Origin of the sequence: Oscillibacter valericigenes (genome assembly GCF_016902445.1) — a bacterium.
GTDB classification, from domain to species: Bacteria; Bacillota; Clostridia; order Oscillospirales; family Oscillospiraceae; genus Oscillibacter; species Oscillibacter avistercoris.
This window is the reverse complement of record NZ_JACSNX010000001.1, coordinates 65690-86463: the sequence shown is the minus strand read 5'-3', so window position 1 is coordinate 86463 and position 20774 is coordinate 65690. Positions and strand designations below refer to the sequence as shown.

22 protein-coding genes are annotated in these 20774 nt (G+C 64.3%); all 22 read left to right on the top strand.

Going from position 1 to position 20774, the window contains the following annotated elements:
* Positions 1–47 precede the first annotated feature (47 nt).
* The 22 genes from H9X91_RS00430 to yihA all read left to right on the top strand — a co-directional run bounded on the left by H9X91_RS00430 (position 48) and on the right by yihA (position 20649).
* The gene (locus tag H9X91_RS00430) at positions 48–980 is read left to right on the top strand and encodes a carbohydrate kinase family protein (RefSeq protein ID WP_204801433.1); all 933 of its coding nucleotides are present in this window, start codon (positions 48–50) and stop codon (positions 978–980) included.
* 276 nt (positions 981–1256) lie between these two features.
* Positions 1257–1916, top strand: a complete 660-nt coding sequence (gene tenA / locus H9X91_RS00425; RefSeq protein WP_204801431.1) for a thiaminase II — start codon at positions 1257–1259, stop codon at positions 1914–1916.
* A gap of 9 nt (positions 1917–1925) precedes the next feature.
* Entirely contained in the window at positions 1926–2681 is a 756-nt protein-coding gene (locus H9X91_RS00420) for an ABC transporter ATP-binding protein (protein ID WP_204801429.1), read from the top strand.
* Positions 2678–3433, top strand: coding sequence for an ABC transporter permease (locus tag H9X91_RS00415; protein WP_204801427.1), 756 nt, complete (start codon positions 2678–2680; stop codon positions 3431–3433). The genes H9X91_RS00420 and H9X91_RS00415 overlap by 4 nt, the downstream gene beginning before the upstream one ends.
* 41 nt (positions 3434–3474) lie before the next feature.
* Positions 3475–4497, top strand: a complete 1023-nt coding sequence (locus tag H9X91_RS00410; protein ID WP_204801425.1) for an ABC transporter substrate-binding protein — start codon at positions 3475–3477, stop codon at positions 4495–4497.
* Between the two features lie 141 nt (positions 4498–4638).
* Entirely contained in the window at positions 4639–5694 is a 1056-nt protein-coding gene (locus H9X91_RS00405) for a M23 family metallopeptidase (protein WP_204801423.1), read from the top strand.
* A complete protein-coding gene (locus H9X91_RS00400) occupies positions 5678–6271 on the top strand; it encodes a zinc metalloprotease (protein ID WP_204801421.1) in 594 nt (197 codons plus the stop codon). The genes H9X91_RS00405 and H9X91_RS00400 overlap by 17 nt, the downstream gene beginning before the upstream one ends.
* A gap of 128 nt (positions 6272–6399) precedes the next feature.
* Positions 6400–6741, top strand: coding sequence for a 50S ribosomal protein L19 (rplS, locus tag H9X91_RS00395; RefSeq protein ID WP_204801419.1), 342 nt, complete (start codon positions 6400–6402; stop codon positions 6739–6741).
* 149 nt (positions 6742–6890) lie between these two features.
* Positions 6891–7484, top strand: coding sequence for a signal peptidase I (gene lepB / locus H9X91_RS00390; RefSeq protein WP_204801417.1), 594 nt, complete (start codon positions 6891–6893; stop codon positions 7482–7484).
* Positions 7485–7554: 70 nt separating this feature from the next.
* Positions 7555–8187, top strand: a complete 633-nt coding sequence (gene lepB, locus H9X91_RS00385; RefSeq protein WP_204801415.1) for a signal peptidase I — start codon at positions 7555–7557, stop codon at positions 8185–8187.
* An 85-nt stretch (positions 8188–8272) separates the two neighbouring features.
* Positions 8273–9169, top strand: a complete 897-nt coding sequence (ylqF, locus tag H9X91_RS00380) for a ribosome biogenesis GTPase YlqF (RefSeq protein ID WP_204801413.1) — start codon at positions 8273–8275, stop codon at positions 9167–9169.
* A gap of 13 nt (positions 9170–9182) precedes the next feature.
* The gene (locus H9X91_RS00375; RefSeq protein ID WP_204801411.1) at positions 9183–9419 is read left to right on the top strand and encodes a PF20097 family protein; all 237 of its coding nucleotides are present in this window, start codon (positions 9183–9185) and stop codon (positions 9417–9419) included.
* A 49-nt stretch (positions 9420–9468) separates the two neighbouring features.
* Positions 9469–9705, top strand: coding sequence for a PF20097 family protein (locus H9X91_RS00370; protein ID WP_204801409.1), 237 nt, complete (start codon positions 9469–9471; stop codon positions 9703–9705).
* Between the two features lie 7 nt (positions 9706–9712).
* On the top strand, positions 9713–10336 hold the full coding sequence (locus tag H9X91_RS00365; protein WP_204802081.1) for a ribonuclease HII: 624 nt from the start codon (positions 9713–9715) through the stop codon (positions 10334–10336).
* A complete protein-coding gene (locus H9X91_RS00360) occupies positions 10333–10701 on the top strand; it encodes a YraN family protein (RefSeq protein ID WP_204801407.1) in 369 nt (122 codons plus the stop codon). Before H9X91_RS00365 ends, H9X91_RS00360 begins: the two co-directional genes overlap by 4 nt.
* Positions 10702–10730: 29 nt before the next feature.
* Positions 10731–12218, top strand: a complete 1488-nt coding sequence (gene thrC, locus H9X91_RS00355) for a threonine synthase (protein WP_204801405.1) — start codon at positions 10731–10733, stop codon at positions 12216–12218.
* 824 nt (positions 12219–13042) lie between these two features.
* Positions 13043–13729, top strand: coding sequence for a metallophosphoesterase (locus H9X91_RS00350; protein WP_204801403.1), 687 nt, complete (start codon positions 13043–13045; stop codon positions 13727–13729).
* A 90-nt stretch (positions 13730–13819) separates the two neighbouring features.
* Positions 13820–15301, top strand: a complete 1482-nt coding sequence (gene tig / locus H9X91_RS00345; RefSeq protein ID WP_204801400.1) for a trigger factor — start codon at positions 13820–13822, stop codon at positions 15299–15301.
* Between the two features lie 262 nt (positions 15302–15563).
* Complete coding sequence (locus tag H9X91_RS00340) at positions 15564–16148, top strand: ATP-dependent Clp protease proteolytic subunit (RefSeq protein ID WP_204801398.1); 585 nt, start codon at positions 15564–15566, stop codon at positions 16146–16148.
* A 76-nt stretch (positions 16149–16224) separates the two neighbouring features.
* Entirely contained in the window at positions 16225–17547 is a 1323-nt protein-coding gene (gene clpX / locus H9X91_RS00335; RefSeq protein ID WP_207754304.1) for an ATP-dependent Clp protease ATP-binding subunit ClpX, read from the top strand.
* 72 nt (positions 17548–17619) lie between these two features.
* A complete protein-coding gene (gene lon / locus H9X91_RS00330) occupies positions 17620–20040 on the top strand; it encodes an endopeptidase La (RefSeq protein ID WP_204801396.1) in 2421 nt (806 codons plus the stop codon).
* A gap of 12 nt (positions 20041–20052) precedes the next feature.
* Positions 20053–20649, top strand: coding sequence for a ribosome biogenesis GTP-binding protein YihA/YsxC (gene yihA, locus H9X91_RS00325; protein ID WP_204801394.1), 597 nt, complete (start codon positions 20053–20055; stop codon positions 20647–20649).
* Positions 20650–20774 lie beyond the last annotated feature (125 nt).

Genomic DNA, 20774 nt, shown 5'->3' with positions numbered 1-20774 from the left:
GGTCCGCCCCGTCGGCGCCGGGGCGGAAGGAAGGGGAGGGAACTCGGTTGGACCTCTACAGCATTGGGGAAATGCTGATCGATTTTATCCCGGGGGACGTGCCCGGGAGTTACCTGCGCAACGCCGGCGGCGCTCCCGCCAATCTGGCCATCGCCGCCGCCCGGTGCGGACTGGACACGGGCCTCTGCTGCTCGGTGGGCAATGACGACTTCGGCCGCTTTCTGCTGGACACGCTGCGCCAAAATGGTGTGCGGGCCCTGCGGACGGAGCTGTGTGACGAGGCAGTGACCACCATGGCTTTTGTCACGCTGACGGAGACAGGGGAGCGCAGCTTCACCTTTGCCCGGAAGCCCGGCGCCGACATGTTCCTGCGGGAGTCGGACGTGAAGGAGTCGGATATCCGGGAGGCGGTCATCGTCCACGCCGGGTCCTGCTCGCTCTCCGCCTCTCCGGCGGCGGAGGCTACGGTGCGGGCTCTGCGGCTGGGCCGGCAGTTGGACAAGCTGGTGACCTTTGATGTGAATTACCGGGACATGATGTGGCCCGGCGGCATGACGGCCTGTGCTGCAAAGGTCGGGGAGATCCTGCCGGATGTGGATCTGCTGAAGATCGCCCGGGAGGAGACGGTCCTCTTCGGCGGGGAGGATGCCCTGCCCGCCCTGATGGAGCGGTACGGACTGACGCTGGTGGTGGAGACCCTGGGCAGCGGCGGCGCCCGGGGGTATTTCCGGGGCCGGGAGATCCGGGTGCCCGGCCGTCCGGCCCGCTGCGCGGACACCACCGGCGCGGGGGACGCCTTCTGGGGCGCGTTTTTGTCGCTGCTGCGCTTCCGGGGCGTCACCCGGGCGGAGGAGCTGACGGAGCCGCTGATCCGGGAGGCCATGACCTACGGCAACGTGGGCGGCTGGCTCTGTGTCCAGAGCAAGGGGGCCATCGCATCCCTGCCCTCCTGGCAGGAGATCCGGCGGCATCTGGCCTAACGGGGACTGCCGGAGAAATTTTGATTGACAAACGGAAAACGAGCTTTTACAATAGGCTGTGCAAGGGAGCTCCCGCGAGGGGGCTGAGAGGAGGGGCAAGTCCCTCGACCTGACCTGATTTGGGTAATGCCAACGTAGGGACGCGGCGCAAAAGCCGCACGGGATCGCTCTCGTGTGGAGAGGAACAGAGCTGGCGGCGGGGTGTCCCACAGGGACGCCCCGCTTTTTTTGCATGGCCGGAACGGCTCTTCGGCCAAGGAATTGGAGGAATGTGAGATGAAGACCACCCAGCGGCTGTACGAGGCCGCCCACCCCATCTGGGAGCAGTGCCACGCCCACCCATTCGTCCGGGGCATCGGCGACGGCAGCCTGGACCTGGAGAAGTTCCAGTGGTTCCTGCTGCAGGACTACCTGTACCTGTTCGACTACGCCCGGGTGTTCGCCTACGGCGTGGTGAAGGCCCGGGACCCGGAGCTGATGCGGACCTTCTCCGCCAACGTGGACGCCATCCTGGGAGGCGAGATGAAGGTCCACCGGGCTTACATGGCCCGCCTGGGCATCACGGAGGAGCAGGTGTTCGCCGTGCAGCCGGCCCTGTCCAACCTGTCCTACACCCACTATATGCTCTCCTGTGCCGCCGCCGGCGGCCCGGCGGAGATCATCGCCGCCATTCTCTCCTGCTCCTGGAGCTACGCGGAGATCGGCCAGCGCCTGGCCGCCATCCCCGGCGCGGCGGACCACCCCTTCTACGGCGAGTGGATCCGCAGCTACGCAGGAGAGGACTACCAAAAGACCAACGACGCCCTGGTGGAGCTGATGGACCAGCTGGCGGAGGGCTGCACCGAGGCGGAGTACCGGCGGCTGGAGGAGATCTTCGTCAACTGCAGCCGGTACGAGCTGGGCTTCTGGGAGATGGCCTGGACCCTGGAGCGGTGAGCCATGCACATGCTGGAATTTCAAGAGGTCTCCTACCAGTATCCCAGTGAGGACTTTGACATCATCGACCGCCTGAGCTTTTCCGTGGCGCCGGGCTCCTTCCACTGTATCATCGGCATCAGCGGCTGCGGCAAGAGCACCATCTTCCGCATGACCAACGGTCTGCTGCAGCCCAAGGGCGGCACCATCCTGGTGGAGGGGCAGTCCATCGTGGGGCGGAAGCGCTACTGCGGCTATATGCCCCAAAAGGACCTGCTGTTCCCCTGGCGGACCGTGGGGGAGAACGTGGCCCTGCCCTTGGAGATCCAGGGGGGCCTTTCCAAGGCGGAGCGCCGGGACCGGGCGGAGGCGGCCCTTCGTGACGTGGGCCTTTCCGGCTGCCTGGACAAGATGCCTCACGAGCTCTCCGGCGGCATGCGGCAGCGGGCGGCCTTTGCCCGCACCATGCTGACGGGCTGTGACCTGCTGCTGCTGGACGAGCCCTTCTCCGCCCTGGACTTCCTCACCCGCATCTCCATGCAGGAGTGGCTGGTGGACCAGTGGCGCAGGCACCAAAAGACCATCCTCTTCATCACCCACGATGTGGAGGAGGCCCTGTTCCTCTCCGAGAGCGTGCTGGTGGTGGAGCACCCCCCTATCCGGGAACTGGCGGAGATCCCGGTGCCCGCGGCCTTTCCCCGAGACCGGTCCAGCCTGAAGCTGCCGGAGATGGTGGAGCTGAAGGAGCACCTTATCGACCTTCTTCGAAAGCAGGTGACGGTATGAAGCAAGCCTGCAAGGCCAACCTCCCGGCCCTGATCTTCCTGTTTGCCCTGCTGATCCTCTGGCAGGCGGGGGCCATGGGCATGGACGCCGCCTACATCCTGCCGTCTCCCACCCAGATCCTGGCCAAGCTGTGGGAGCTGCGGGTGCCTCTTTTCACCGTCCACCTGCCCGCCACCATGCTGGTGACCGCCATCGGCCTGGGGATCTCCCTGGTGCTGGGGCTGGCGCTGGCGGTGGTGATGGACGGCAGCGACATGGTGCGGCGGATGATCTACCCCATTGTGGTGGTGTCCCAGACCATCCCCACCACCGCCATTGCGCCCCTCTTCGTGCTGTGGTTCGGCTACGGCATCTGGAGCAAGGTGCTGGTGACGGTGCTCATCACCTTTTTCCCCATCACCATCACGGTGTACGACGGGCTCCGCTCCGCCAAGACGGAGATGGCGGAGCTGCTGCAGACCTATGGCGCTGCAAAGCGGGATATCTTCCTCAAGATCAAGGTGCCCTGCGCCCTGCCCTACTTCTTCTCCGCCATCAAGATGGCGGTGCCCATGAGCATCATCGGCGCGGCTATCGGCGAATGGCTGGGGGCCAAGAGCGGCCTTGGGTACTTCTCCCGCCGGATGATGACCCAGCTGGACGGCGCCGGGGTGTTCGCCCCCATCGTGCTGCTGAGCGTGGCGGCCATCCTGGCGGTGGCAGTGGTGAACCTGCTGGAGAAGCGGTTCGTCCGCTGGAGAGGGGAGTCCTGACGTCCGCTTCCCATACAAACCATACAGAAAGGATACAGACTATGAAAAAGACACTTGCCCTGCTGCTGGCGGCCCTGATGCTGCTGAGCGGCTGCTCCGGCGGAAGCACCGGAGACACGGACAGCGCCTCCGGGGACGCCGGGGACGACGGCCTGCGGGAGATCAGCGTGGTGCTGGACTGGTACCCCAACGCCCTCCACACCTTCATCTACGATGCCATCGCCAAGGGCTACTATGAAGAGGAGGGGCTGAAGGTCAACGTCCAGTTCCCCTCCAACGCCAATGACGCCATGAGCCTGGTGGCTGCCGGACAGGCGGAGATCGGCCTGTACTACCAGCAGGACGTGATCATCGCCCGGGCCAACCAGGACGTGCCGGTGAAGTCCATCGGCGCGGTGGTCCAGGGGCCGCTGAACATCGTTCTTTCCCTGGCGGAGAAGGACATCACCTCCCCGGAGGACCTGGTGGGCAAGACCATCGGCTATGCGGGCACGGAGCTGTCCGAGGCCCTGATCCGCTCCATCATGGCCTATGTGGGGGCGGACTCCAGCGACGTGGAGATGATCGACGTGGGCTTTGACCTGATGAGCTCCATGACCACGGGCAACGTGGATGCCACCATCGGCTGCCTGGTGAACCACGAGGTGCCCCAGATGGAGGAAGAGGGCTTTGACGTCAACTGGTTCGAGCTGGACGACTACGGCGTGCCCACCTATTACGAGGGCGTGTTCCTGGCCAGCGACGACACCATCGAAAATGATGCGGACATGCTGCGGGCCTTCCTGCGGGCCAGTGCCAAGGGATTTGAGGACGTGAAGGCAGATCCCGCCGCCGCCCTCCGGACCTTGCTGGACAACCAGAACGAGGAGAACTTCCCCTTGTCCGAAACGGTGGAGACTGAGAGCCTCAACACCCTGCTGCCCATGATGGAGACCGCCGACGCCGCCTTCCTGTCCCAGAGCGAGGCGTGCTGGCAGGAGAACATCGACTGGCTGCTGGACCAGGGGCTCATCGACCAGGCCCCCGCCATCTCTGACGTGATGGTGGATCTGCTGGCCGAGTGACGGGAGACAGCACAGCTTCAGACGACCGCCGGGAGATCCCTCCCGGCGGCGTTTTTTAAAGGGATGTCCCGCTTCCGCGTCATATCCCGCCTTCCCGCCGCATAGAGTCTGGAATAGATCCCAACAGGGGGAGGGAGTGTTATGGCGGCACGGCATGCGGGGCGGCGGATCAGCACCGTCTCGTCTCAGCACAGGACAGCAGAGAGACGGCAGAGAAGCGCTCCGGCCGCACCCCGTCGGGGCCAGCGGGGCAAGCGGGAGACGCTGTCTTTCGGGGAAAAGCGGCGCCTGGCCCAGCTGGTGGCATGCGGCAGCATCTTCGTGCTGCTGGTAGCGGTGAAGTTGCTGCTGCCGGGGCGTATGGCCCAGATGAACGCCCGGCTCACAGGGATGCTGGAGCAGAACATCGACGTGCAGGGCGTGTTCTCCGCTGTGGGGCGGGCTGTCTCCGGTGAGGCGGACGTGAGCGTAGCCCTTCAGGATATGTACCAGGCGGTGTTCGAGCCGCAGGAGTCTCCGGCTGTGGAGGCGTCGGCCCCTGCCGGGGGAGAGGCGGTGGCGCTCCGGCTGCCTGCGGCCATCGAGCCCCTGCGGGCCTTCCGGATCGGCACCGGCAGCAGCGACGGCTGGCTGGACCTGCCGACGGCTGAGACGGAGGAGACCGGACAGGCGGCCGGGACAGATCCGGCAGCTGAGACTGCTGAGACTGCGGCCCAGGACGGGGCGGAGGCCTCCACGCTGGCCTACGTCCTCTACTCGGACCGGAATCTGCCGGACAACGTCTGCCTGGAGCAGGCGCTGCTGGGCTTTGACTACTGCACCCCGGTGATGGGCACGCTCACCTCGGACTTCGGCTACCGGGAGCACCCGGTGCAGGGGGAGGAGCGGTTCCACTATGGCCTGGACATCGCGGCCGCTGCCGGAACAGAGATCAGCTGCTTTGCCGACGGCACTGTGACAGCGGTGGGGGAGAGCAGCAGCTACGGCAAATACATCACTGTCTCCCACGGGGGCGGCTTCTCTACGCTGTATGCCCACTGCAGCCGGATCCTGGCTGCATCCGGTGCCTCCGTAAAGGAGGGGGATGCCATCGCGGAGGTGGGTGAGACCGGCGTGGCCACAGGCCCTCATCTGCATTTTGAGCTCCATCAGGGCAGCCAGTACCTGAATCCGATCTACTATGTCTCGCTGGTGTGAGGGACTGCACATCTCCGGCGGCTTTGCGCTGCTGGCTGCGTGGTTCGCATTGGTGAACGGCTGGCAGCTGCTGGCGGTGATCCTCTCCGCCGCACTCCTCCATGAGCTGGGGCATCTGCTGGTGCTGTATCTGCTGGGCGGACGGGTCCTGGGCCTGCGGATCAGCATCTTCGGGGCGGAGCTGGTGACGGATGCCGCCCGCCTCTCCTATCCCGGGGAGCTGGCGGCAGTGCTGGCGGGCCCGGCGGTAAATCTCCTCTGCGGCCTGCTGCTGGCAAGAGGGCACGCCTGGGTGGCCGCCGGAGCCCATCTGTCCCTGTGCCTGTTCAACCTGCTGCCGGTGCGTCCCCTGGACGGGGGGAGGGCGCTGGCACTTGCCGTCTCCGCACTGGCAGGGCCGGCTGCCGGAGAGGGGGCCGCCCGCTGGGCCGGCGCCCTCACGGCCCTGACCCTGGGAGCGCTGTCCCTGTGGCTGATGGGCCGCACCGGCGGATCCCTGTGGCTGCTGCCGGCGGCTGCGGGACTGCTGGCCGCCGGAGCCCGGGAGCTGACCGGCAAAAAAGCGGATTTTCTGTAAAAAACACTTGCATTTTCCTCCCAGCCGTGGTATTCTATTACGGCTACAAAGGGTGGTCCTCTGCCGTGCACGCGCTGATGTGCCTTGAGAAAAGCGGTATGAACGCCTATTATTTAGGAGGAATATCCATGGATCTGATCAAGGAACTGAACAAAGAGCGCCTGGAAACGGAAGTGACCCCCGTCAAGGTGGGCGACACCGTCCGTATGCACGTGAAGGTCAAGGAAGGCTCCCGTGAGCGTATCCAGGTCTTCGAGGGCACCGTCATCGCCAAGAAGCACGGCGGCATCAACGAGACCATCACCGTCCGCCGCATCTCTTACGGCGTGGGCGTGGAGAAGGTCTTCCCCGTGCACTCCCCCTCCATCGACAAGATCGAGGTGGTCCGCAGCGGCGCTGTGCGCCGGGCCAAGCTGTACTACCTGCGCGGCCGCGTGGGCAAGGGCGCCAAGGTCAAGGAAAAGCTGTGATCCAGGACAAAAGAGAGGCGAGAGCCTCTCTTTTCCTTTTCCGCCGGTGCGCGGCCGAACAAATTTTCCCCGCATCCCTTGTGATTCCGGCGGCTGTCTGATATACTAGCATACGTTATTGCGGAATTTCACGGGATGGGGGCGGTGGCTTGCGGGGCGGAAAACGGCTCAGCCGGAGCGACGTGCCCCTTCAGTGGCTGTACGAGTGGGTACAGGCTCTGGTGGGGGTGGTATTGGCAGTGGTGCTGCTGTTCACCTTTGCGGTGCGCGTGGTGCTGGTGTCCGGCCCCTCCATGCAGGAGACGCTGCAGGACCAGGACTGCCTGCTGGTGCTGAATGCGCCCCTGTGCGGCGGATTTGAGACCGGGGACATCGTCATCATCCAAAGAGATGATTTCCGGGATGGGGAGCCCATCGTGAAGCGGATCGTCGCCACAGAGGGGCAGACGGTGGACATCGACTTTGACGCCGGCACGGTCTATGTGGATGGGCAGCTGCTGGAGGAGACGTATATCCGGGAACCCACCCATCTGGAGGAGGGGCTGGAATTCCCCGTCACTGTGCCGGAGGGCTGCGTGTTCGTCCTGGGGGACAACCGCAACGACAGCGACGACAGCCGGGACCCGGACCTGGGACCCGTGGACACCCGGGAGATCCTGGGCCGGGCGGTGGCGCTGCTGTTCCCCGGCGTGACGGCGGCCAGCGAAGAGCGGGACTTCGGCAGGATCGGCCCGCTGGACTGAAGAACAGGGAGACCTCCGTCGGGGGGCTTACCATCAACAGGGCGGATGCGCCCACGGAGGTTTTGGAACGATGTGGAAGAAAAAAGCGCAGGAGGCGCAGACGGAACCGGCAGGACAGGAGACCTCCCGGAAAAAGGAGGAGGGCCGGGATCTGTACGAGTGGACCCAGGCGCTGGTCTGCTCGGTGCTGGCGGTGGTGCTGCTGTTCACCTTTGTGGTCCGGCTCATCGGGGTGGACGGCCACTCCATGGTGCCGACCCTGCAGGACGGGGACCGGCTGCTGGTGCTGAATTCCCTGCTGGATGACGACTATCAGTACGGCGACATCGTGGTGCTGCGGAAGGATACCTTCATGACCGAGCCCATCGTGAAGCGGGTCATCGCCACAGAGGGGCAGACGGTGGACATCGACTTCGCCTCCGGCTCCGTCTATGTGGACGGCGAATTGCTGGAGGAGGACTATATTAACGAGCCCACCTATGTGGAGGAGGGAACAGAGTTCCCCCTGACGGTGCCGGAGGGCTCCATCTTCGTTATGGGCGACAACCGCAACCACTCCAGCGACAGCCGCAGCAGCGACCTGGGCACGGTGGATACCCGGTACGTCATCGGACGGGCGGTGTTCCTGCTGTTTCCCGGGGCAGACGAGACCACAGGGGAGCGGGACTTCGGCCGCATCGGCGGGATCGACAGGATCGGCTGACTGCCCGCAGGCCCCCGGCGCCGCTTTGCCGGGAAACCCTTCAGACCGTTTTACGCCGCGGGTCACCGCGGAATGAGGAATTTGCATGAACATTCAATGGTATCCCGGTCATATGACCAAGACCCGGCGCATGATCGCCGAACAGATCAAACATGTTGACGCGGTGTGTGAGATCGTGGACGCCCGCATCCCCGTGTCCAGCCGCAACCCGGATATCGACGAGCTGACGGCGGGCAAGCCCCGGCTGGTGGTGCTGAACCGGGTGGACCAGGCGGACCCGGAGGCCACGAGGCGATGGGCGGCTTGGTTCCGTTCCAAGGGCTACGCGGTGCTGGAGTGCGACGCCAAGTCGGGCAGCGGCACCAAACAGTTCGCCGCCGCCGTGCGGTCCCTGCTGGCGGACAAGCTCCGCGCCTACGCGGAAAAGGGCCAGAACCGGGTGGTGCGGGTGATGATCCTGGGGGTGCCCAATGTGGGCAAGTCCACCTTCATCAACCGCATCGCCGGCCGCAAGACCGCCAAGACCGAGGACCGGCCCGGTGTCACCCGGGCCAAGCAGTGGGTGCCCATCGACCGCGGGCTGGAACTGCTGGACACCCCCGGCATCCTCTGGCCCAAGTTCGAGGACCAGAGCGTGGGGCTGAACCTGGCCTACACCGGCGCGGTGAAGGACGAGATCCTGGACGTGGAGACATTGGGCTGCCACCTGATGGCGTACCTGGGCGCCAGCTACCCGGAGGCCCTGAAGGCCGGCTACAAGCTCCCCGCCCTGCCGGAGCGGGAGGATGGCGAGGAGGACGTGGCCTGGGGCTACCGCCTGCTGGAGGCCGCCGGGAAAAAGCGGGGCTTCCTCATCTCCGGCGGGGAAGTGGACACGGAGCGGATGGCCAAGATCCTGCTGGACGAGTACCGCTCCGGCAAGCTGGGCCGCTTTACACTGGAAGTGCCCGAAGGGACAGAACAGCCCACGGCGTCAGAATAAGGGAGGCGCGCCCATGAACTGCCCGTCATGCGGGAAAGAGATGGAGCGGGGGATCCTCTATACGCAGCTGGGGCGGGGCCTGTTTTTCCTGCCGCCCGGCGGAAAAGTGGGGGTCTGGGATACGAAGCGCAGCGTGGAACAGCGCGGCGGGATCGTTTTTGACGGCCCCCATCATATACAGGGGAGCGATCGCGCGACCGTACACGGCTATGTCTGCCGGGCCTGTAAGAAGATCCTTCTGGAGTATTGAGATCACCTGGCGGAAAGCGGGGAAGCGCGATTTACAAGGAGGGGCATCTATGAACTGTCCTGTCTGTGGGATCGAGATGGAAAAGGGCCACATCATCACCAAGAACAGCATCGGGCTCTTTTTCATGCCGGGAGAGAAGGACCTCCGTACGTTTTATACCAAGCGGAACATCGAGGCGGACGGCGGCATCGTGCTGGACGGACCGATGACGTTCCGCTACAATCGGACCTGGCTTCCCGCCTGGGTCTGCCGTTCCTGTAAGAAGATCGTCATGGAGTATTGGTAGGATGGAAATGGACCTCTGGACCTATGAGCGCCAACAATGGAACAACGGCTGCACCGCCCTCTGCGGCGTGGACGAGGCGGGGGCCGGGCCCCTGGCGGGGCCGGTGTACGCCGCCGCCGTCATCCTGCCGAGGGAGATCGATCTCCCCGGTCTCAACGACTCCAAGAAGCTGACGCCCAAGAAGCGGGAGGCGCTGTTCGACCAGATCACCGCCGCGGCGGAGGCATACAGCATCGCCTTTGTGACGGCGGAGGAGATCGACCAGATGGACATCCTCAACGCCAGGATGCTGGCCATGAACCGGGCCATCGGCGGGCTCTCTGTGCCGCCGGACCTGTGCCTCATCGACGGCAACCGGGACCATGGCAGCGCCGTGGCCATCACGGCACCCCACCTGTGTCTGGTGGGCGGAGATGGAAAGAGCGCCTCCATCGCGGCGGCCTCCATCCTGGCAAAGGTCAGCCGGGACCGGTACGTCACCGACGTGCTGGACCGGGAGTACCCCCAGTACCAGTTCGCCCGCCACAAGGGCTACGGGACGAAGCTCCACTATGCCATGCTGGACCAGTACGGCCCCTGTCCGGCCCATCGGCAGACGTTCCTGAAAAAGTGGGAGGACAAACGGACATGAGCACCACCAAGGCCCTGGGCGACCGGGGCGAGGCTGTGACGGCCCAATACCTGCGGGAACGGGGCTATGCGCTGCTGGCCAGCCAGTGGCGCTGCCGGTATGGAGAGCTGGATCTGGTGGCCCGGGACCGGGACGGCACCATCTGCTTTGTGGAGGTAAAGCTCCGCGGCGGAGATCTCGCGGGCCTGCCCCGGGAGGCGGTGGACCGCCGGAAGCGGGAGCGGCTCCGGACCGCGGCGGAGGCCTATCTCAGCCAGCACGGCCTGGAGGATGCTCCCGCCCGGTTCGATGTGGCGGAGGTCTATACCGACCAGGACCACCGGTTCCTCCGGCTGGAATATCTGGAGAACGCGTTTACAGAGTGAATCGACTGCCTGAAAAGGAGAGAAGAGATATGAAGTACTACAGCACACGGGATGCCGCCGTCCGCATGGACGCCGCGGAGGCCATCAAGATGGGACTGAGCCGGGATGGCGGCCTGCTGACCCCCTGTGAGATCCCGCAGATCGACCGGGCCTTTTTGGAGAGTCTGGTGAGCGCCCGGTATCAGGAGCGGGCGGCGAAGGTCATGGGCCTGTATCTCACCGACTACACGTATGAGGAGCTGCTGGCCTTTGCGGAGAGCGCCTACGGCCCCGAGAAGTTCGACACCGACGCCGTGGCCCCCGTCCGCACGGTGGATGACACCACCCACTGCCTGGAGCTGTGGCACGGCCCCACCAGCGCCTTCAAGGACATGGCTCTGCAGATGCTGCCCCAGCTGCTCTCCGCCGCCCTCCGCAAGACCGGGGAGGCCAAGACGGTGTGCATCCTGGTGGCCACCTCCGGCGACACCGGCAAGGCCGCCATGGAGGGCTTTGCCGACGTGCCCCAGACAAAGATCCTGGTGTTCTATCCCAAGGACGGCGTGTCCAAGGTCCAGGAGACCCAGATGGTCACCCAGGACGGCGAGAACGTCGGCGTCTGCGCCGTGGTGGGCAACTTTGACGACGCCCAGGCCGGCGTGAAGCGCATTTTCTCCGACGAGGCCATCCGGGCCACCCTGGCGGACCGGGGGTACTTCCTGTCCTCCGCCAACTCCATCAACTGGGGCCGCATCCTGCCCCAGGTGGTCTATTATATCTCCGCCTACTGCGACCTGGTCCGGGACGGCAAGCTGACCATGGGTGACAAGGTCAACTTCTGCGTGCCCACCGGCAACTTCGGCGACATCCTGGCGGCCTACTACGCGGGGCGCATGGGCCTGCCGGTGCACAAGCTGATCTGCGCCTCCAACTGCAACGACGTGCTGACGGACTTCCTCCGCACTGGCGTGTACGACAAGAACCGGCCCTTCCACACCACCATGAGCCCCTCCATGGACATCCTGGTGTCCAGCAACCTGGAGCGGCTGCTGTTCGACCTCTCCGGCGAGAACGACGCGGAGGTGAAGGGCTACATGGACGCCCTGGCCAAGACCGGGAAATACGAGGTGTCCGACGCCATCAAGGCGGCCATCCGGGACCAGTTCTGGGGCGGCTTCTGCGACGAGGCCGGCACCGCCGCCGCCATCGCCAAGTATTACAAGGAGGACGGCTATCTGATCGACACCCACACCGCCGTGGCGGCCAGCGTCATGGAGCAGTACCGGCGGGCCACCGGCGATGAGACCGTGACGGTGTTCGTCTCCACCGCCTCTCCCTACAAGTTCTGCGACCACGTGCTGCGGGCCATCGGCGAGACGCCGGCGGGCGACGGTGTGGAGCTGCTGGATCAGCTGCACGCTGTCACCGGCACGGCTATTCCCCGGCGCCTGGCGGCCCTGAAGGGCAAGGCCCGGCGGTTCGACCTGACCTGCGAGAAGCCGGGCATGGACGGCGTGGTGCTGGACTTTTTGAAGTAAGGCAGGGCTTGCCTGGGGGCCACCCGTTTGGGTGGAGGAAACAGCCATGCCGATGGCTGGGAAGAAGCACCCCCCATTGTCGTCGTCGCAAAGTCCGCTCAGCTCCGTTTCCGCCTGCGGCGAAAGCTGCACCCGCTCCCTTGCTCCTCCTCTCCCCACCGCGCAGGGCGCGGCGGGGGCCCCATATTTGGTCTTGCCGAAAAGAAAACGGGCCGTGCACGGTCCAAAAGAAAAGAACGCCTTTTGTCGCGCTCCGGCACCTTCGTGCCTCCGCGCTGTACGGGAGTCGGCGTGAGATGGTGCTTGCGGGTTTGCGAGGACTGGCCGACGGGCGCGGCGGGGTGCCGCAGAGACTTGACAGTTGATTCCCGCGGCGCGGGTGCCGACGGTATCGGGTTGCAAGGACGCATCTGACCAGCTCCTCTTTCCGCGCGTTCCGCTTCGCTACGCGCTCCCCGGGCGGTCGTAGGGGCCGATGCCCTCATCGGCCCGTTGCAGAAGCCCCATCAACCACCGGCCAGCGGCAGCGAAAAGAGAAGCTGGTCAATGCGACGACCACCCCGACAAGGTCGGCACCATCCGTCACGGGACGGTAGTATCGACCTCGCAGAAGGGGATAGCGTGCCCGAAGGCCAGGCAAAATCGGCGCTTGCACCGATACGCCGCCTCCCGTCGCGCGCGGAGGGCTACTGCACCGGAGCGCGCCCAGCGCCTTTTTCTCTTCCACCGGGCGCGGCGCATTCTCTTTTTGGGCAAGACCAAAAAGAGAATGGGGGGCGCATCTCCCCCATTGGGATGCCAATAAAAGAAAGGAGGGGTGCCGCATGGCCCTCTACGCCATCGGGGACCTGCACCTCTCCCTGACAGCGGACAAGTCCATGGAGGTGTTCGGCCCCGCGTGGGAGAACTACACGGAACGCATCGGGGAATCCCTGAGCCAGCTGACCGCCGACGATGTTCTGGTCCTGGCGGGAGACACCTCCTGGGGCATCGACCTGAACGAGGCGGAGGCGGACTTCCGCTTCCTGGACCAGTTCCCCTGTAAAAAGTACCTGGTGAAGGGGAACCACGACTACTGGTGGTCCACGGCCACCAAGATGAAGAACTTTTTCACGGAGAAGGGACTCACCACCCTGGATATTCTCCACAACAACTGTGCCCTGTATGGAGACTATGCCCTGTGCGGCACCCGGGGCTGGTTTTTTGAGGAGGACCAGAAGCCCCACAACGCCAAAGTCCTGAACCGGGAGGTGGGGCGGCTGGAGGCGTCACTGAAGGCAGCGGAGGGACGGCCCATCTTCTGCTTCCTCCACTATCCGCCGCTGTATCAGGGCTACGAGTGCCCGGAGATCCTGCGGACCTTGGCGGCCTATCCGGTGGAGCAGTGCTGCTACGGCCATCTTCACGGCTACGCCATCCGCCGGCGGCTGGAGGAGGAGCGGAACGGGACGACATTTTCCCTGATCTCCGCCGACTATCTGGGCTTTGTCCCGAAAAAAATTTGTGAATAACGGAAAAACCTATAGCTTTTTCGTGTTTTATATGGTAAAATACCATTTCGCACCGGCGTATGACCGGGGATGAACGGAGGATAAGACAAGATGAGTGTGAAAAGCTGCGAAAAGATCGAAAAGAGCCAGGTCGTTCTGACCATCGAGGTCGGTGCGGCGGAGTTTGAGGCCGCCATCGAAAAGGCATATCAGAAGATGCGCCGGAAGATCAACGTACCGGGCTTCCGCCCCGGCAAGGCCCCCCGGAAGATCATCGAGGGGATGTACGGCGCAGAGGTGTTTTTCGAAGAGGCCATGAATATTGCGTTCCCCGAGGCCTATGAGGCCGCCGTGAAGGAGCAGGAGCTCCAGGTGGTGGGCTATCCCACCGTGGAGATCGAGGGCCAGGTGACGAAGGACGGCTTCACCTTCAAGGCCACCGCTCCCGTGTATCCCGAAGTGACCCTGGGCCAGTACAAGGGCCTGTCCGCTCCCAAGGAGGAGGTCAAGGTCTCCGCCGCGGACGTGGACGAGCGCCTGAAGACCCTGACCGACCGGAACACCCGCCTGGTGAGCGTGGAACGGGAGGCCAAGGACGGCGACACCGTGGTCATCGACTTCGAGGGCTTCCTGGATGGCAAGCCCTTTGACGGCGGCAAGGGCGAGAACTACAGCCTGGAGCTGGGTTCCCACACCTTTGTCCCCGGCTTTGAAGAGCAGCTGGTGGGCGTGAAGGCCGGCGACGAGAAAGACCTGGATGTCACCTTCCCGGAGGACTATCACAAGGACCTGGCCGGCAAGGCCGTGGTGTTCAAGGTGAAGGTCCATGAGGTGAAGGAGAAGGAAGTCCCCGCTCTGGACGACGAGTTCGCCAAGGACGTCAGCGAGTTCGACACCCTGAAGGACCTGAAGGCCGACCTGAAGAAGAAGATCACCGCTGAGCGGGAAGAGACTGCCAAGCGTGCCTTTGAGGACGCTCTGATGGAGCAGGTGGCGGACAACATCACCGCCGACGTGCCCGACGCCATGGTGGAGGCCCAGGCCCGGCAGTATCTGGACAATTTCAAGATGCAGCTGGCCCAGCAGGGCATCCAGTATGACCAGTACATGAAGGCCACCGGCATGGACGAGGCCAAGCTGATCGAGGATGCAAAGGAACCCGCTCTGAAGCAGGTCCGCATGGACCTGGCCATGGCCGCCATCATCAAGGAGGAGAACATCGACGCCACCGATGAAGAGGTGGAGGCCGAATTCCAGAAGATGGCCGACCAGTACGGCATGGATCTGGAGACCGTGAAGAAGTATCTCCATGCCGATCAGGTGAAGGACCAGCTGAAGAGCCAGAAGGCCATCGCTGTGGTGACTGACAGTGCCACCGCCGCCAAGCCCGAGAAGAAGACCGCCAAGAAGTCTTCCAAGAAGGCCGAGGAGACCGCCGAGGGCGAGGAGCCCGCGGAGGAAAAGCCCGCCAAGAAGACCACCCGCAAGAAGGCGGAAAAGGCCGAGGAGGACGGCGAGGAGAAGAAGCCCGCCAAGAAGTCCACCAAGAAGGCGGCGAAAAAAGAGGACGAGGAGCCTGCTGAATCCAAATAATTCCGGGCATACTAGAAGTCCGGAGGGCGGGAGCGTGTGTTCTCCCGCCGGAGGCAGGACTCTCCGCATGGATTCGACGGATTTCCGCACAGCGCCTGTATTAAGATAGGCGTGCGCGTGGGCAGGAGCGCCGGAGGCTCGCAGCGGGCCGGGCGCTTCTGCCATACATGCCCCCAGCGCCGGGAGAGCGCGGCGGGTTTGGGAGGAACAGATCTGTCGTACGTGCCGCATGGCCGGCACGGGAATCAAGGAGGTTTTACCAATGAGCTTAGTCCCTTATGTAGTTGAGCAGACCAACCGCGGCGAGCGGTCCTATGACATCTTCTCCCGTCTGCTGAACGACCGGATCGTATTCCTGGGAGAGGAGGTCAACGCCACCACTGCCAGCCTGGTGGTGGCCCAGCTGCTGTATCTGGAGGCCCAGGATCCTGACAAGGATATCCAGCTGTATATCAACAGCCCCGGCGGCTCCGTGACGGACGGCATGGCCATCTATGACACCATGCAGTATGTCAAGTGCGACGTGTCCACCATCTGCATCGGCATGGCCGCCAGCATGGGCGCGTTCCTGCTCAGCTCCGGCGCCAAGGGCAAGCGCATCGCCCTGCCCAACGCGGAGATCATGATCCATCAGCCCTCCGCCGGCACCCAGGGCAAGGTGACGGACATGGAGATCGATGTGGAGCACTTCCTGCGGATCAAGAAGAACCTGAACGAGATCCTGGCGAACAACACCGGAAAGACGGCAGAGGAGATCAAGGCGGCCTCCGAGCGGGACCACTGGATGACCGCTCAGGAGGCACTGGACTTCGGCCTCATCGACAAGATCATCACCAGCAAGAAGTGAGCCTGCGCAGGCCCGGCCGAAGAGACCGGATCCCAGGCAGAACTTCCGCGCAAAATTCCAAAACTGAGGTATTACCATGAGTGACGAGAGCAAGAAGGGCCTGCGGTGCTCCTTCTGCGGCAAGCATGAAAGCCAGGTCCACCGGATGATCCAGGGGCCCGGCGTGCGCATCTGCGATGAGTGTGTCCAGCTGTGCATGAGCATTCTGAATGATGGGTTCGACGATGTCTCCTCCAGCGCGCTGGAGGACCTGCCGGATCAGCTGCCCACTCCCAGGGAGATCAAGGACGTGCTGGATCAGTACGTCATCGGGCAGGATGAGGCCAAGGTGGCCCTGTCCGTCGCGGTGTACAACCACTACAAGCGCATCTACTTCGGCGGGGACGAGGACGTGGAGCTCCAGAAGAGCAACATCCTGCTGCTGGGCCCCACCGGCTCCGGCAAGACGCTGTTTGCCCAGACCCTGGCCCGGATCCTGAAGGTGCCCTTCGCCATCGCGGACGCCACCACCCTGACGGAGGCCGGCTACGTAGGCGACGATGTGGAGAACATCCTGCTGCGTCTGCTGCAGGCCGCGGACTTTGATGTGGAGCGGGCGGAGCACGGCATCATCTACGTGGACGAGATCGACAAGATCGCCCGGAAGAGCGAGAATACCTCCATCACCCGGGACGTGTCCGGCGAGGGCGTCCAGCAGGCTCTGCTGAAGATCGTGGAGGGCACCGTGGCCAACGTGCCGCCCCAGGGCGGCCGGAAGCACCCCCACCAGGAGTTCATCCAGGTGAACACCAAGAACATCCTCTTCATTTGCGGCGGCGCCTTCGACGGTCTGGAGAAGATCATCGAGCGGCGGCTGGACCAGAAGTCCATCGGCTTCGGCGCCAACGTCCAGGGGAAGAAGGACAAGGACATCAGCCGGATCCTCCATGAGGTCCAGCCTCACGACCTGCTGAAGTTCGGCATCATCCCGGAGCTGGTGGGCCGTCTGCCGGTCATCGCCTCTCTGAACGCGCTGAAGCGGGAGGACCTGGTCCGGATCCTGACAGAGCCCAAGAACGCCCTGGTGAAGCAGTATAAGAAGCTGATGGAATACGATGAGGTGGACCTGGAGTTCCAGCCGGAGGCGCTGGAGGCCATTGCCGACAAGGCCATCGAGCGGAACATCGGCGCCCGGGGCCTGCGGGCCGTCATGGAGGGCATCCTGACTCCCATGATGTATGAGATCCCCTCTGATCCCACGGTGGTGAAAGCCGTCATCACCCGGGAGTGTGCGGAGGGCAAGTCCGGCCCGGTGCTGACCCGGGACCCCCAGAAGATCAGCTATTCCGTGAAATTGAACACCGGCAAGGGAGAGGGCAGATCGCCCCACGGCTCTTCGACCCCCGCGTCGGCGTCTTAATTGACAGAAGGGAGGGACGCTGCCGCGCCTCTCCCTTCTGCGCATCCCCACCCCTTCAGAAAGGAACAACACATGGAACTGACCACATGGAATCTTCCCGTCCTGGCCCTTCGGGGCCTGACGGTATTTCCCCATATGAGCCTGACCTTCGACGTGGAGCGGAAGATCTCCATTGCGGCCCTGGAGCGGGCCATGGAGGGGGATCAGGACATCTTTTTGGTGACCCAGCGGGAGATCGGCGTCAATACGCCGGAGGAGAAGGACCTGTATACCATCGGCACCATTGCCCACATCTCCCAGATCCTGCGGCTGGGCCAGACCACCGTCCGCTGTGTGGTGGACGGCCGCCAGCGGGCCCATCTGCGGCGCCTGTGGCAGACAGAGCCCTTCCTGCAGGCCAATGTGGAGGCCGTGCCGGAAGAGCCCGCCTCCGAGGCCATGCGGAAGAGCCCCAGGACAGAGGCGCTGCTGCGGCAGACCTATGCCTTGTTCAGCGAGTACGCAGAGCAGGCCAGCGGCGTGCCGGAGGAGGTGGTGGCCGCCGTCATGGACAGCAGGGACCCCGGCTTCCTGGCGGACTACATCGCCCAGAACATCTCCCTGCGGTATACCGACAAACAGGAGATCCTGGAAGAGCTCTCCCCCTTTGCCCGGCTGCGGAAGCTGAACGGTTTCCTGGCACGGGAGAACAATGTGCTGGGCTTTGAGCATGAGATGGAGAGCAAGGTCCGGGACCAGCTGGTCCGCACCCAGCGGGAGCAGATCCTCCGCACGCAGATCCGGGTCCTCCAGAACGAGCTGGGAGAGGCCGACGAGGGTGAGGACGATGAGATCGAAGCCTATCGCCAGGAGATCCTGGCCCTGGGACTGCCGGAGGAGACGGAGAAGCACCTGCTGAAAGAGGTCAACAAGCTGGCCAAGCAGCCCTTTGGCTCCGCTGAGGGGGCCGTCATCCGCAACTACCTGGACGTGTGCCTGGAGATGCCCTGGAACACCACCACGAAGGAACGCGTCAGCGTGGAGGCGGCCCGGAAGGTGCTGGAACGCGACCACTTCGGCCTGGAAAAGGTGAAGGAGCGCATCCTGGAGACCATCGCCGTCCGGCAGATGAACCCGGACGCCAAGGGGCAGATCATCTGCCTGGTGGGCCCGCCGGGCGTGGGCAAGACCTCCATCGCCATCAGCGTGGCCAAGGCCCTGAACCGGAAGCTGGCCCGCCTGTCCCTGGGCGGCGTCCGGGACGAGGCGGACATCCGGGGCCACCGCAAGACGTACATCGGCTCCATGCCCGGCCGCATCATCGAGGCCATCAGCCGCTCCGGGTCCATGAACCCGTTGCTGCTGCTGGACGAGATCGACAAGCTGGGCAGCGACTACCGGGGCGACCCGGCCTCGGCCCTGCTGGAGGTGCTGGACAGCGAGCAGAACAGCGCCTTCCGGGACCACTTCCTGGAGATCCCCGTGGACCTGAGCCGTGTCATGTTCATCACCACCGCCAACACTACGGAGACCATCCCCCGACCCCTGCTGGACCGGATGGAGGTCATCCAGCTGAACTCCTACACCGACGAGGAGAAGCTGCAGATCGCCAAGCGGCATCTGTTCCCCAAGCAGCTGGCGGAGCACGGTCTGAAGAAGGGCAGCGTCCGCATGAGCGACGACGTGTACCGGGCCGTCATCCGGGACTACACCCGGGAGTCCGGCGTCCGCCAGCTGGAGCGGCGGCTGGCCGCCATCTGCCGCAAGGCGGATATGCGCCTGCTGGAGGGCGCTGTCAAGCGGATCACCGTGACAGAGGAGGACCTGCCCAAGTTCCTGGACTGCCAGCCCTTCCCCCCGTCCCTCCACACGGAGCGGGAGGAGATCGGCGTGGTGAACGGCTTGGCGTGGACCGAGGCCGGCGGCGAGATCCTGGAGGTGGAGGTCAACGTCATGGAGGGTTCCGGCAAGCTGGAGCTCACCGGCAACCTGGGGGACGTGATGAAGGAGTCCGCCCAGGCGGCCCTCTCCTGCCTGCGGAGCCGGGCGGCGGTGCTGGGCATCGAGGCGGACTTCTACAAGACGAAGGACATCCACGTCCACTTCCCGGAGGGGGCCGTGCCCAAGGACGGGCCTTCCGCCGGCATCGCCGTCACCACCGCCATGCTGTCCGCTCTGACAGAGCGGAAGATCAAGGCGGGCGTAGCGATGACAGGTGAAGTCACTTTACGAGGCCGGGTGCTGCCCATCGGCGGCTTGAAGGAAAAGACCATGGCCGCCCTCCGCAACGGCATCACCACCGTGCTGATCCCCAAGGACAACGTCCGGGACCTGGAGGAGATCGACCAGACGGTCCGTGCGGCCCTGCGGTTCATCCCGGTGGAGACGGTGGACCAGGTGTTCGCCGCCGCCCTGTGCCCGGAGCGGGACCCCGTCCGGGAAGAGGTGGCGGACCACGTGGCGGCCTTCGCCCCCGCCGGGCGGGAGAGCGGCCGGGACGCCATCCGCCAGTAAAGGAGAGCAGTTATGGCGCTGAATTTCAACAAGGCGGAGTTCGTCCGCTCCGCTGGAGTCCAGCGGGACTTCATCCGGGACGGCCTGCCCCAGTTCGCCTTTGCGGGCCGGTCCAACGTGGGCAAGAGCTCCGTCATCAACCGGCTGGTGGGGCGGAAGAACCTGGCCTACGTGGGCGCGTCCCCCGGCAAGACCACCCAGGTGAACTACTTCCTCATCGACCGCCGGGCCTATCTGGTGGACCTGCCGGGGTACGGCTACGCCAAGGTCAGCCAGGCGGAGAAGGAGCGCTGGGCGAAGCTGATGGAGACCTACTTCCAGCAGGAGGCGGACCGGATCACCGCCGGGGTGCTGATCGTGGACATCCGCCACAAGCCCACGGCCAACGACCTGACCATGCACGACTGGTTCCGCCAGACCGGCTGCCCGGAGATCGTGGTGGCCAACAAGCTGGATAAGCTGAAAAAGAGTCAGGTGGAGCCGGCTATGACCCTGATCCGGGAGACCCTGGAGCTGACGGAGCGGGACCTCCTGATCCCCTTTTCCGCGGAAAAGGGCGACGGAAGGGACGAGCTGATCCGGCACCTGACGGCGGCCTGCGGAGGATGAGCTGAAAAGAGAGGACTTCGGTCCTCTCTTTTTCGTCCCGCGGTCCGGGCAATTTTCGGAAAATCTTTGTCTACCCCCTATGCAAAAGCGGAAAAATACGCTAAAATAACAATGACATTTTATGT